Origin of the sequence: Kitasatospora acidiphila (assembly GCF_006636205.1) — a bacterium.
In the GTDB taxonomy this organism is placed as follows: domain Bacteria; phylum Actinomycetota; class Actinomycetes; order Streptomycetales; family Streptomycetaceae; genus Kitasatospora; species Kitasatospora acidiphila.
In genome coordinates this window covers 1,431,798-1,444,183 of sequence record NZ_VIGB01000003.1, presented here as the reverse complement: position 1 = coordinate 1,444,183, position 12,386 = coordinate 1,431,798, and the positions used below count along the sequence as shown (strand labels likewise).

At 73.6% G+C, this 12,386-nt stretch carries 7 protein-coding genes, 6 tRNA genes and 2 pseudogenes; 5 read left to right on the top strand and 10 right to left on the bottom strand.

The window, feature by feature from the left end; genetic code table 11:
• The first annotated feature begins 72 nt into the window (after window positions 1–72).
• Both cobA and E6W39_RS07365 read left to right on the top strand, forming a co-directional pair.
• Window positions 73–1,326 carry a uroporphyrinogen-III C-methyltransferase gene (gene cobA / locus E6W39_RS07370; protein WP_141632832.1) on the top strand — a complete coding sequence of 418 codons (1,254 nt, stop codon included), beginning with the start codon at window positions 73–75 and terminating at the stop codon, window positions 1,324–1,326.
• An 81-nt stretch (window positions 1,327–1,407) separates the two neighbouring features.
• A pseudogene (locus E6W39_RS07365) lies at window positions 1,408–2,219 on the top strand (TrmH family RNA methyltransferase).
• Window positions 2,220–2,269: 50 nt separating this feature from the next.
• Here E6W39_RS07365 and E6W39_RS07360 read toward each other — a convergent pair.
• The 9 genes and pseudogenes from E6W39_RS07360 to E6W39_RS07320 form a co-directional block, all read right to left on the bottom strand.
• Entirely contained in the window at window positions 2,270–4,027 is a 1,758-nt protein-coding gene (locus E6W39_RS07360) for a TIGR03767 family metallophosphoesterase (protein ID WP_141632831.1), read from the bottom strand.
• A 133-nt stretch (window positions 4,028–4,160) separates the two neighbouring features.
• Window positions 4,161–5,213, bottom strand: coding sequence for a hypothetical protein (locus tag E6W39_RS07355; RefSeq protein WP_141632830.1), 1,053 nt, complete (start codon window positions 5,211–5,213; stop codon window positions 4,161–4,163).
• Between the two features lie 996 nt (window positions 5,214–6,209).
• Window positions 6,210–7,550, bottom strand: a pseudogene (locus tag E6W39_RS07350) (serine/threonine-protein kinase); the annotation flags it as partial.
• A gap of 556 nt (window positions 7,551–8,106) precedes the next feature.
• Window positions 8,107–8,181: transfer RNA gene (locus tag E6W39_RS07345), tRNA-Val, on the bottom strand.
• A 41-nt stretch (window positions 8,182–8,222) separates the two neighbouring features.
• A tRNA-Val gene (locus E6W39_RS07340) sits at window positions 8,223–8,294 on the bottom strand.
• Window positions 8,295–8,334: 40 nt separating this feature from the next.
• Window positions 8,335–8,406 (bottom strand) — tRNA-Val (locus E6W39_RS07335).
• A gap of 38 nt (window positions 8,407–8,444) precedes the next feature.
• Window positions 8,445–8,516, bottom strand: a tRNA-Val gene (locus E6W39_RS07330).
• Window positions 8,517–8,545: 29 nt separating this feature from the next.
• Window positions 8,546–8,619, bottom strand: a tRNA-Cys gene (locus E6W39_RS07325).
• A gap of 69 nt (window positions 8,620–8,688) precedes the next feature.
• Window positions 8,689–8,761 (bottom strand) — tRNA-Gly (locus E6W39_RS07320).
• Window positions 8,762–8,985: 224 nt separating this feature from the next.
• Between E6W39_RS07320 and E6W39_RS07315 the strand changes: the two genes are divergently transcribed.
• The 3 genes from E6W39_RS07315 (at window position 8,986) to E6W39_RS07305 (ending at window position 11,861) form a co-directional block, all read left to right on the top strand.
• Complete coding sequence (locus E6W39_RS07315) at window positions 8,986–10,074, top strand: chorismate-binding protein (RefSeq protein ID WP_141637590.1); 1,089 nt, start codon at window positions 8,986–8,988, stop codon at window positions 10,072–10,074.
• Window positions 10,075–10,120: 46 nt separating this feature from the next.
• Window positions 10,121–10,942: an aminotransferase class IV gene (locus tag E6W39_RS07310; RefSeq protein ID WP_141632828.1), complete on the top strand. Its 822-nt coding sequence runs from the start codon at window positions 10,121–10,123 to the stop codon at window positions 10,940–10,942.
• Window positions 10,943–11,024: 82 nt separating this feature from the next.
• Entirely contained in the window at window positions 11,025–11,861 is an 837-nt protein-coding gene (locus E6W39_RS07305) for a GNAT family N-acetyltransferase (protein WP_141632827.1), read from the top strand.
• A gap of 31 nt (window positions 11,862–11,892) precedes the next feature.
• Here the strand turns inward: E6W39_RS07305 and E6W39_RS07300 are convergent, their stop codons facing one another.
• The gene (locus E6W39_RS07300) at window positions 11,893–12,381 is read right to left on the bottom strand and encodes a DsbA family protein (protein WP_141632826.1); all 489 of its coding nucleotides are present in this window, start codon (window positions 12,379–12,381) and stop codon (window positions 11,893–11,895) included.
• Between the last annotated feature and the right edge of the window lie 5 nt (window positions 12,382–12,386).

The following is a 12,386-nucleotide window of genomic DNA, read 5'->3' as shown; positions in this document are numbered from 1 at the left end:
CCGGCCCGAGGGCGCGCCGGTACGGGGCCCTGCTCTACCCGAAACGCCCCCAGCCCCCCAGGAGCACCCCTCATGAACGCGCCCAGCCCGCACCCGAGCACCGCCGGCCTCACGCCGTACCCGGTCGGCCTGCTGCTCACCGGCCGCCGGGTCGTCGTGGTCGGCGGCGGCCAGGTCGCCCAGCGCCGCCTGCCCGCCCTGATAGCCGCCGGCGCCGACGTCCACCTGGTCTCGCCGAGCACCAGCCCCGCCGTACAGGCGATGGCCGACGTTGGGGAGATCACCTGGCACCGCCGCGGCTACCAGTCCGGCGACCTCGCCGACGCCTGGTACGTGCTGGTCGCCAGCTCCGACCCGGAGGTCAACGAGGCGGTCAGCGCCGAGGCCGAGGCGGCCCGGATCTTCTGCTCCCGCAGCGACGACGCCGCCGCGGCCACCGCCTGGACCCCGGCCAGCGGCCACGACGACACCGGCACCACCGTCGCGGTGCTCACCGGCGACCCCCGGCACTCCGCCGCGCTGCGCAACGCCATCGTCGAGGGGCTGCGGGACGGCAGCCTGTCGGCCCGCCAGTACCGCCACCGGGCCCCCGGGGTGGCGCTGGTCGGCGGCGGCCCCGGCGACCCCGACCTGATCACCGTGCGCGGCCGCCGCCTGCTCGCCGACGCCGATGTGGTGGTCGCCGACCGCCTCGCCCCGCGCGAGCTGCTCGCCGAGCTGCCCCCGCACGTCGAGGTGATCGACGCCGCCAAGATCCCCTACGGCCGGCAGATGGCCCAGGAGGCGATCAACCGGGCCCTGGTCGAGCACGCCAAGGCCGGCAAGTTCGTGGTCCGCCTCAAGGGCGGCGACCCGTACGTCTTCGGGCGCGGCGGCGAGGAGCTGCTCGCCTGCGTCGAGGCCGGGATCCCGGTCACCGTGGTGCCCGGCATCTCCAGCTCGATCAGCGTCCCGGCGGCGGTCGGCATCCCGGTCACCCACCGCGGGCTGACCCAGGAGTTCACCGTGATCTCCGGGCACGTGGCGCCCGAGGACCCGCGCTCGCTGGTCAACTGGGACGCCGCCGCCGGGCTCGGCGGCACCCTGGTGCTGCTGATGGCGGTCGAGCGGATCGGTGCCATCGCCGCCAAGCTGGTGGCCGCCGGCCGGTCCGCCGACACCCCCGTCGCGGTGGTCCAGGAGGGCACCACCGCGGCCCAGCGCCGGATCGACGCCACCCTGGGCACGGTCGCCGAGACCGTCGTCGCCGAGGGCGTCCGCCCGCCGGCGGTGATCGTGATCGGCGAGGTCGTACGGATCCTCGACCCCGCCGCCCAGACCGGTTGAAAGCCCGGACCGACCGAAAGCCCGCGACCGCCTGACAGCCCGCGACCGGCTCGAAAGCCCGCGACCGACCGAAAGCCCGTCATGTCCCAGCCCGACACCGTCACCGATCCCGCCGACCCCGGCTCGCCGACTACACCGGCCTGACCGACGTCGAGCTGCGCCGGCGCCGCGAGCCCGCCGAGGGCCTGTTCATCGCCGAGGGCGAGAAGGTCATCCGGCGGGCCCTGGCGGCCGGCTACCGGATGCGGTCGATGCTGCTCACCCCCAAGTGGCTGACCGTGATGGCGGACGTCATCGCCGAGGCCGACGCGCCGGTGCACGTGGTGGAGCCGGCCCTGGCCGAACAGGTCACCGGCTACCACGTGCACCGCGGCGCGCTCGCCTCGATGGCCCGCGAGCCGCTGCCGGCCGCGGCCGAGCTGCTGGCCGGCGCCCGGCGGGTCGCCGTGTTCGAGGACATCGTCGACCACGCCAACATCGGGGCCGCCTTCAGGAACGCGGCCGCCCTCGGCGTCGACGCGGTGCTGCTCACCCCGCGCTGTGCCGATCCGTTCTACCGGCGGTCCGTGAAGGTCTCGATGGGTGCGGTCTTCCAGGTGCCGTGGACCAGGCTGGAGTCCTGGCCCGGGAGCATCGAGACCTTCCGCTCGGCGGGCTTCGCGGTGGCCGCGCTCTGCCTCAGCGACCAGGCGATCACCCTCGACGAACTGGCCGCGCGCGACGACGAGCGGCTCGCCCTGGTCTTCGGCACCGAGGGCGACGGCATCGCACCCGGCACCCTCGCCGCGGTCGACGCGCACGTCCGCATCCCGATGGACGCCGGCGTCGACTCCCTCAATGTGGCGGCCGCGTCAGCCGTGGCCTTCTACGCGACCCGGCCGCGCGTCAGCTGACCGCCGCCGGCGGCGGTTCCTCGCCGCCACCGGCGGAACCCGGCGGTCCGTCAGCGACTCGGCTTGGCCAGCAGCAGCTCGGTGTTGTGGTCGAGCGAAGTGCCGATCTTGGCAGCCGGCTTGGCGAACGGGTCGTTGTAGGACAGCTCGCGGTAGAGCGCGGCCAGGTTGGTGTCCGAGGTATCGTCGAAGCTCGTCGCGTAGGGGGCGGCGGACTCGATCAGCGTGGTGAACAGCGAGATGGTGCCGTCGCCGTTGTCGGCGAGCTCGATGACCCGGGCGTGCTGCGGGAAGTCGATGTGCGAAGCCGTGTTGACCTCCCAGAACGACCGCTCGGGCACGGCGTGGCCGTGCGCGGTGATCTGGTTCATGTGGGTGTGGCCGTTCACCCAGGCGACCACGTTGGGGTAGCGCTGGAGCAGCGTGACCAGCTCGCTGCCGTTGTGGCGCCCGTCGAAGATGTTGCGCGGGTCGGGCAGCAGGTTGCCCATGGTGGTGCTGGTGTGGTGGCTGAAGACCATGATGTAGTCGCCGCCCGCCCCGCCGCGCACCACATTGCCGTCGGTGTCGTACCAGTGGCCGCTGTGCGCCTGCAACTGGTGCTCCAGCCAGTGCAGTTGGGCGGTGCCGATCGAACCGTCCGCCCACCCGGCCATGTTGGTGGTGTCCACGCTGATGCCGACCACGCCGTCCGCGATCGGGAAGGTGTAGTAGAGGTCGCCGCTGGCGGCGGCGTCGGCGGTGAAGCCGTGGCCGAACGGGCCCGGGCCGGTGACGGCGGGGTCGAGGTGGGCCTGCGCGAAGCTCTTGGGCGTGAACGGCTTGCGCCGGTCGTCCGGGGTGACCTGGCGCACCAGGTTGGCGTCGCCCAGCAGTTGGCCGATCTTCAGCAGCGCGCCCGCCGGGTCGGTCTTGAACAGGGCGAAGATCTGGGCCGCGTCCGCCGCGTTGACGCCTTCGAGCTTGCGGTTGCCGGTGTAGACGTCGCCCAGTAGCCCGAGGTCGGGCAGGGTGCCCACGATGCTGTCGTCGTGGTTGCCGACCGTCGTGTACCACGGCATCGTCAGACCGGGGGCGCGGAAGGTGCGGCCGGCGGCCGTCAGGAACCCCGGGAGCTGCGGGAATCCGGCCTGCTTGTAGGTGTCCTGGAAGGCCAGCTCGGGGTTCCAGTAGGCGGGGTCGCCGGAGTTCTGCACGCCCTCGTAGCGGTCGGGGTCACCGCTGTTCGGGGTGATCAGACCGCCGCTCATCACCGACAGGTACCAGTCCAGCTCGATCTGCTCGTGGTTGTCGGTGTTGTCGCCGGTGGTCACCACCAGGTTGAACGGCATGCCGGTGTACGGGCCGGAGCCGAGCGCATTGACCCGCTCGACCAGTGCCGAGGCGCCGCGCACGGTCAGCGTCTCCTGCGGGCGGCACGCGGCGTCGTCCAGGTGGCCCAGGAACTCGAAGCGCATCGGCGACTCGGTGTCAGTCAGGTGCATGTCAGTGAACTGGACGAAGCTGGCCAGCGCGGTGCGGCGGTCGTCCCGGCCGGACTGCGCGGCGGCGAGCTCGCCGCGCACCACCAGCGGCCAGCCCGGACCGGCCGCCAGCCGCTGGTAGCCGGCCGCGCCGCCGCTGGGGGTGGCCACCTGCTCCAGGGTCGTGCCACCGACCCGCACGGCCCGGCGGGCGCTCAGCGCGAGCGCCCGGTCGAGGCCGGCGGCCGAGGCGAAGGGGCTGCCGGCCAGGGACAGTGCCGCCCCGGCGGAGAGGCCGGCCAGGCCCGTCCTACGCAGGAACTGGCGGCGGTTGATCGAGGACATGGAGTTCCCTTTCGGTTGGCCGGTGGTTCCGCTGATCGGGCTGCCCGGATGTTACGCGCCAGTACAGCCGCCGGAACAGTGCTCCGGGCGAACATCGCGCCAACGGAAAGTGACGGACACTCATATTCGGCCGTCAGTCGGCCCGTTCGCGCTCCTGAGCCCAATCCGTCCAGGCTTCGACCCACAGCCCGTACAGCCAGTCGAAGTCCGCGTCGGCGGCCCGCTGCTGGGCCGACCAGTACTGCTCCCAGAGCAGTTGGGCCGGCTCGCTGGCCACCGGCTGGCCCAGCACCAGATGGCGCAGCAACTCCTCCACGGCCGCCGCCCGCGGCCCGTCCGGCGCACTGAACCAGGGCACCGACTGCCGCAGTTCGGTGATCTGGTTGACCATCGAGTAGACCAGGTACTTGGCCCGGACCGGGCCGCAGCGCAGCACCCCCTCCAGCTCGGCCACCGCCCGCCGGGCCAGCGCGCCATAGGACCCGGCGGCATCCGGGCCGCCCGGCACGAAGGTCTCCAGGAAGACCCGCACCGCCGCGATCCCGTGGGCCGGCGCCAACTCCGGCTCCGGTAGCGCCGACCGCGCCGAGCAGAGCTGCGCCAGCAACCGGTCGCGCTCGACCACGTACGGGAGCAGGTCGCCCACCGGCCCCAGCTCCACGTCCGCCGGGTCGACGCCCCGGCCGAGCACCGTGACCGCCTGCCCGTCGACCGCCAGCCGCAGCGCCCAGACGTCGCCCAGCACGCACAACTCGCCCTGCGCTATTCGCCCGTGGACCGGCTCGACCCCGGCCGGCCCACCCGACCACTCCAGCAGCACACCCAGCAGATCGGCCGGCTCACCGGCGCTGCCCGGCGGGCCGGTGTCGACCCGGATGTACGGGGGCACGCCCCCAGCCATGGGGGTCCCCCCGGCCGGAGGCCGGGGGAGGCCGGGAGGGGCCCCCGCCCGGCCGAAGGCTGGGGGAGGCTCCGCGGCATCGCTGCACCAGCCGTAGGACAGGCACACCATGGTCGTCCGGCCGTTGAAGGTCTCCCAGGCGCCCAGGATCGCGGGCACCACGACCGGGCGCCGCAGTCCGTGCACCGGATAGGGCGGGCTCTCGGCGAACTCGCGCAACTGTCGCTGGTTTTCGGCGCGGTGCCGGTCGGGGTTGGCTGCTGGGTCGGGCGGGATCCGTTCCATGCCGCAGAGTGTGCCACCCATGACTGACAGTCAGAAGATGTCGGGCGGCAGTCGGGCGGCACCGCCGGCGGCAGCAGCGCCGACCGGGCGGGATGGGCGGCCACGTCACAGGCCGCCGCCCTCCCCTCGGCGACCCGATGCGCAGCGCCGGCAGCAGCTGCCCGTACGGTGCCACCACCCCGCCCACCAGCGCGAGCGCCCCGAACCCGGAGCGCCGCCCCCGCGCCGCCGGCTCCCCACCGCCCAGCTCGACGGGGACACCTGCGGGCCTGGTGGGTGCGTCCGCCCGGCGCACAACCCCGAGCGCCAACACCTCAAGAGGTGCGGCCGGTCCGACCGCCCGGCGGCGGTGTTCGCCTAGGGCGCGGAGCTGGGCGAGCCCAGCCCGGTGCCGCCCGAGATCCCGGCGCCGGGCCAGGACTCCTCCAGCGAGCCGTCGCCGCGCACCGCATACCGCGTGGTGGCCGTCGCGCCGGTCTGGGGGACCCGCTCCTCCCGCACCAGGGCGCCCTCCTCCAGCCGCCATGTGGCCGTCGAGGACGGGTCGGCGGTCGAGGTGCGGGCCGTGGCCAGCGTCGGCGTGTCGCCGTTGAAGGTGAACAGCTCCACCAGGTCGACCGGCACCGAGCCCTCGGTCCGCCGCAGCACCACTGCCTCGGCGGGCGCGCCCCGGTAGCGGGCCGGCATCACGGCCGTCAGGCCGACCGGCGGCTGGCCCGTCGACTGCCCGTTCTGCAACTGGATCGCGGGGCCGCCCGCCGGGTCCGGGTAGCTGCGGTTCGGCCAGTCCGCCACCGGCACCGGCCCGCCGGCCGGTCCGAAGCCGCCCGGCAGCGGGCTGCTCGGGCTCCCGGTGGCGCCGCTGGCCCGCGCGAGCGGCGCGGCACCCGGCGCCGACGGCTGGGCGCCGTCCGCCGACAGCCCGATCGCCGGGGCCGCGCCACCCGCCGGGGCTGAACCGGCCGACGCGCCGGACGAGCCGACCGAACCGGACGAGCCGACCGAACCGGACGACGCGGTCGGGGCCGTGCTCACCACCGGCGGCGGCAGCCCGCGCGCCTGCCGGTTCTGGCAGCCCTGTGCGGCGGCGATCGCCAGCGCCACCCCGATGGTCACCGTGATGAAGACCACCAGGCGCTGCCGCAGCAGCCGCCGCCGCGCCGCCGGTCCGCGACCGGGCGGCGGGGTGTGCTGGCGATCCCGCGCCGGGGCCGGCCGGGCGGCGCCCTCGGGACGCGGTCGGGCCAGCCGCGCGGTCGCCTCGGCACCGGCCGGGCGCTGCGGCCGCGGGCCGGGTGCCGGGCGGCCCTGCCCGGCCGACGGGCCCGGCCCGGGCCCCGGCTGCGAGCGCGCGAACCGCGGCCGGCCCAGCGCGCGGGCCTCCTCCGATTCCCGGGCCACCCGCTCCGCCCGCGCGGCCTCGCGCGCCGCCGCCTCGGCGGGCGTCAGGCCCTGCTCGCGGGGGCGCGGTGCGGGCGTCGGCACCGGCGAGGCGCTGCGGGCCCGCCCGCCGCCCCCGGCCCGGGCCGCCAGCTCGCTCAGCCGCTCGTGCAGGTGCGAGGCGCCGGGGCGGTCCAGCGGCTCCTTGGCCAGGCAGGCGCGCAGCAGGGGGGCCAGCACGGGCGGGACCTCGGACAGGTCCGGCTCCTCGTGCACCACCCGGTAGAGCATCACTTCCGACGAGGCGCCCGAGCCGAACGGCGTGTCACCGGTGAGCGCGTAGGCCAGCGTCGCCCCGAAGGCGAACACGTCGGTGGCCGGGGTGACCGCGGCGCCGCGCACCTGCTCGGGCGCCAGGAACCCGGGGGAGCCGACCGCGGTGCCGACGTGGGTGAGCGTGCTGGCGCCGCGCGACCAGGCGATGCCGAAGTCGATGATCCGCGGACCCTTGGGGGAGAGCAGGATGTTGGACGGCTTCAGGTCCCGGTGCACCACCCCGGCCTCGTGCACCTTGACCAGGCCGTCGGCCAGTGCGGCACCGATCCGGGCCACCTCCGGCCAGGCCAGCGGGCCCTCGTCGCCCACCCGCTTGTAGAGCGACGGACCGGGCACGTAGGCGGTGGCCAGCCACGGGCGGTCCGCCTCGATGTCCGAGCCGACCACCCGCGCGGTGGCGCCGGCCCGGATCCGGGAGGCGGCCGCGACCTCGCGGGCGAACCGGGTGCGGAACTCCGCGTCCTCGGCGAGCTCGGCCCGGATCAGCTTCAGGGCCACCCGCTGGCCCTTGCGGTCCGATCCCAGGTACACCACACCCATCCCGCCGGCGCCGAGTCGCCGGTGCAGGCGGTACGGGCCGACGATGCGGGGGTCCTCACGCCTCAGCCGCATCATGCCCATGTCTGTCCCGTCGGCCCGTCAGGTGGGCAACCCGTGAGAAGGGCCCCGGGTGTTGGGGCATCGTCAGTTCCTGCAGGGCACAGCTTACGGAACGTCGGCTGCGGTGTGCTGATACGCAACACCGAGCCGCCTATGGGATTGTCCGACTCCTCGCATCAGGGTTGTCCCTGAGGGGCACCGCGTCGGGCCGTCCGCCCCAAGACGTAGTCCCCAGGTGTGATCGTCATCCTCGCGGATGCCTTCAGGACGAGACCGAGGCATGACGCCACCGAGCGTGCCCGGCCCTACCGTTGATCCCAGGGACAGCGACCGGCCGGACGGCGGCCGCTGTGAGGAGGGCACCGGCTCCCAGGGGACAGGGAGCGGGTGCCGGCCGGAGGCAGGCGCCGCACGGGGACACTCCCCGGCCGGGCGGCAGGGTGCCGGGCTCCGGCGGCCACGAGTGCCGTGGTCGGACGTCGGTGAGGGCGCCCGACCACGGCACCGCCGGCCGGCAACGCCGAAGCGCCTCGTACAACGCCGAAGGCCGGACCCGCAGTGCGGATCCGGCCTTCGTTGGTGCGCGATACTGGGATTGAACCAGTGACCCCTACCGTGTCAAGGTAGTGCTCTCCCGCTGAGCTAATCGCGCCAGTTGGGACGTTGTGCACGTCACCCCGAGTCGAGTGACCGTGCGCGATACTGGGATTGAACCAGTGACCCCTACCGTGTCAAGGTAGTGCTCTCCCGCTGAGCTAATCGCGCCTGTCCAACTGTGCTGCACGTCATCGCAGGTGGATGACCGTGCGCGATACTGGGATTGAACCAGTGACCCCTACCGTGTCAAGGTAGTGCTCTCCCGCTGAGCTAATCGCGCCTGTTCAACTGTCCAGCCCAACCCAGGGCCGGCGTCGGTGCGCGATACTGGGATTGAACCAGTGACCCCTACCGTGTCAAGGTAGTGCTCTCCCGCTGAGCTAATCGCGCGGGCAGTCACTCGGCGAACCGAGGACTGTTGGAGGTGGAGACGGGATTTGAACCCGTGTACACGGCTTTGCAGGCCGTTGCCTCGCCTCTCGGCCACTCCACCAGGCAACGCGGTTCAGCCGAACCGCAGCTGAACCATATCAGGAAGAACGATCTTGCTGTTCCTCCGTCGAGCGGACGACGAGATTCGAACTCGCGACCCTCACCTTGGCAAGGTGATGCTCTACCAACTGAGCCACGTCCGCCTGTCTTCCAGGACCTTCGCCGCTTTTCTGCGGCTCCGTTTCCCGGCGACGTGTTGAACTTTAGCGGAAACCTCGGCCAGCTCAAATTCCGTTCCCGCAGCGTGCCGCCCACCTCACCGTTCCAGGCCTGGTCACCGCCCTAGACTTCGAATCACCCCCACCCCCCACCCGCCCGCAGGAGCACCGTGTCCCACGCCAGTCTCCCGATCGGTCCCGAGCAGCCGATGGCCCGCTTCGGCGGTCGGCTCGCCACCGGACTCCTCGAGGTCAGCCACGACCCCGCGGCCCTGGACACCGAGGGCTGGTGGGCCGTCGCCCACGACTTCGAGGGCCGCCTGACCTGCGCCCGCTTCGCCGAGGTGCGTCCCGACCCGGTGCCCGCGCCCTCCCCCAGCCTCCGGCCGGGTGGGGGTCCCTCCCGGCCGCCAGGCTGGGGGCGTGCCCCCATGGGCCCGCGCTGGCAGGGCCCGCACCCGGACAGCTGGCACAGCTCGCTGGACCGCGCCGCCTACACCGCCGGAGTCCGCCGGATCCGCGAACACATCGCGGCCGGCGAGGTCTACCAGGCCAACCTGTGCCGGGTGCTCAGCGCGCCGCTGCCCGACCCCGACCCCGCGCACAGCGACATCGACGCCCTCACCGCCCTGCTCGCCCTCGGCAACCCGGCCCCCTATGCCGGAACGATTCGCCTCCCCGAGCACGGCATCGAGATCGCCACCGCCTCCCCGGAGCTCTACCTGCAGCGCACCGGCCGGACCGTCTCCTCCGGCCCGATCAAGGGCACCGGCCGCACCGAGCACGACCTGCTCGAGAAGGACCGCGCCGAGAACGTGATGATCGTGGACCTGGTCCGCAACGACCTCGGCCGGGCCTGCGCCACCGGCAGCATCACGGTGCCCGACCTCTGCGTGGTCGAGAAGCACCCCGGGCTGGTGCACCTGGTCTCCACCGTCGAGGGCACCCTGCGCGACGGCGCCGGCTGGCCCGAACTGCTCGCCGCCAGCTTCCCGCCCGGCTCGGTCACCGGTGCCCCCAAGTCCAGTGCGCTGCGCATCATCGACGCCCTGGAGACCGCCCCGCGCGGCCCCTACTGCGGCGCCGTCGGCTGGGTCGACGCGGACCGGCAGCGGGCCGAACTCGCCGTCGGCATCCGCACGTTCTGGATCGACCGGGCCGATCCGGCGGGCCCGTCGCTGCGCTTCGGCACCGGCGCGGGCATCACCTGGGGCTCCGACCCCGAACGCGAATGGGACGAGACGGAGCTCAAGGCCGCCCGGTTGGTCGCGATAGCGTCTGGGCAGCACGTGGAGTAGGCCCCGGCAGGGCCGCTCCAACCCACTCTTGCGTGAGGAGTGATCCATGATCTGGCTCAATGGCGAGCTGGTCGACGAGAGCCGCGCCGAGATCTCCGTCCTCGACCACGGGCTGACCGTCGGCGACGGCGTCTTCGAGACCGTGAAGACCGTGCACGGCCAGACCTTCGCCCTCACCCGCCACCTCGAACGGCTGGCCCGGTCGGCGACGGGCCTCGGCCTGCCCGCGCCCGACCTCGACGCGGTGCGCAAGGGCTGCGAGGTGCTCACCGCCGCCCACCCGCTGCCGCTCGGCCGCCTGCGGATCACCTACACCGGCGGCCTGGGCCCGCTCGGCTCCGACCGCGGCGACGCCCCGCCCACCCTGGTCATCGCGCAGAGCGCGGTCGCCGCGCGGCCCGACACCACCGCGGTCGCGACCGTCCCCTGGACCCGCAACGAGCGCAGCGCGGTGGCCGGCCTCAAGACCACCTCGTACGCCGAGAACGTCATCGCGCTCGCCGCCGCCCACCGCGCCGGCGCCTCCGAGGCGCTCTTCGCCAACACCGCGGGCCGACTCTGCGAGGGCACCGGCTCCAACGTCTTCGTGGTCCTGGACGGCAAGCTGCTCACCCCGCCGCTGGCCTCCGGCTGCCTGGCCGGCATCACCCGCGCCCTGGTCGTCGACTGGTGCGGAGCGGAGGAGACCGAGCTGCCCTTCGACGTGCTCGACCGCGCCGAGGAGGTCTTCCTGACCTCCTCGCTGCGCGACGTCCAGGCCGTCACCCGGGTCGACGGACGCCAACTCGGCGACGCCCCGGGCCCGATCACCGCGCGCGCCATGGCGACCTTCACCACCCGCGCCGCCGAGGACCCGGACCCGCGCTAGCCGCACCTCGCCGGTTCGCTGCCGCACGGCACCGGTCGGCCGCCATCGTTAGCCGCCGCAAGCGGCGGGGAAGGGGGAGGACGTGACCACCACGCTGCGTCCCGATGGACCGGAAGCCGGCCTGCCCGACGGCGGGCGCACCCGGCGCTGGCAAGTCTGCGTCAACGGACGGCCGGTCGGCTCGGTGGTGACCGCCGACAGCCGCTACGACAGCTTCCGGGTCGGCCGGATCGAGGCGCTGGAGATCACCGAGGGACTGCGGCGCGGGCGGGGGACCGTCGCCGCGCTCGCCGCCGAGGAGGTGCTGCGCGGCTGGGGCTGCACCCGGGTCGAGATCTCGGTGCCCGTCGAGTCGGCGGGCGGCCAGGCCCTGGCCGTGGCGCTCGGCTACACCGAGACCAGCCACAAGCTCGGCAAATCCCTGGGTGAACTGCCGTACGGCAGGCCGGGTTTGACGCTCCGTCCGATCGGCGACGAGGAGTTCCGCGACTGGCTGGACGGGATCAACGGGGACTACCACGCCCAGTTGGTGCGGGTCGGCATGACGGATCGTCAGGCCGCCGAACGGGTCGCCGTCGACGACGCCAGGCTGCTCCCCGAGGGCCACCGCACCCCGGGCATGGCCATGAGCCGGCTGCTCGCCCACGGGGAGCCGGTTGGCAGCATCTGGGTCGCCCTGGGCGACCGGCGGCAGCCGGACGGCCGCCCGCGCGGCTGGGTGATGAACCTCGAAGTCGCCCCGAACCGCCGGGGCCACGGTTACGGGCGCGAGCTGATGCTCGCCGCGGAGCGACAGTGCCTGGCCGCCGGGGTGCGGGAGCTCGGCCTCAATGTGTATGTCGCCAACGACGTGGCGAGGCGGCTGTACGCGTCGCTGGGATTCCGGCTGACCAAGCGGGACTTCGCAAAGTCACTGTGAGGCGGGGCTTGCGTCGAGCAAGCCCCGCTGCTCACCCCTCCAGCAGCGCCACGATCTCCTCCAGCAGCCCTTCCTGGCTCTTGCCGCCGTCCAGACGCTTGCCGGCCACCACATACGTCGGCGTACCCGTCACGCCGATCGCCTTGCCCTCGGCCTGGTCAGCGTCCACCACGAGCATGTGCCGCCCGTCGATCAACGCGAGGTCGACCTCCTCGGCGTCCAGACCGAGCTCGGCGGCCACCTCCACCAGCAGCTCCGGTCCGCGCTGGTCCAGCTCCGCGACCCGCGCCAGCACCGCCTCGACGTACTCCCAGCCCTTGCCCTGGGCGAACGCCTCCTCGGCCGCCTCGGCCGCCGGGTAGGCATGCTTGTGCTTCTCCAGGGGAAAGTGCCGCAGCGTGATGGTCAGCGCGTCACCGAAGCGGTCCCGCAGGGCACGGACATCGTCGAGCGCGCTGCGGCAGTCCGGGCACTGGAGCTCGCACCAGAACTCCACCGGGGGGAGGGAACCTTCGATCATGCGCC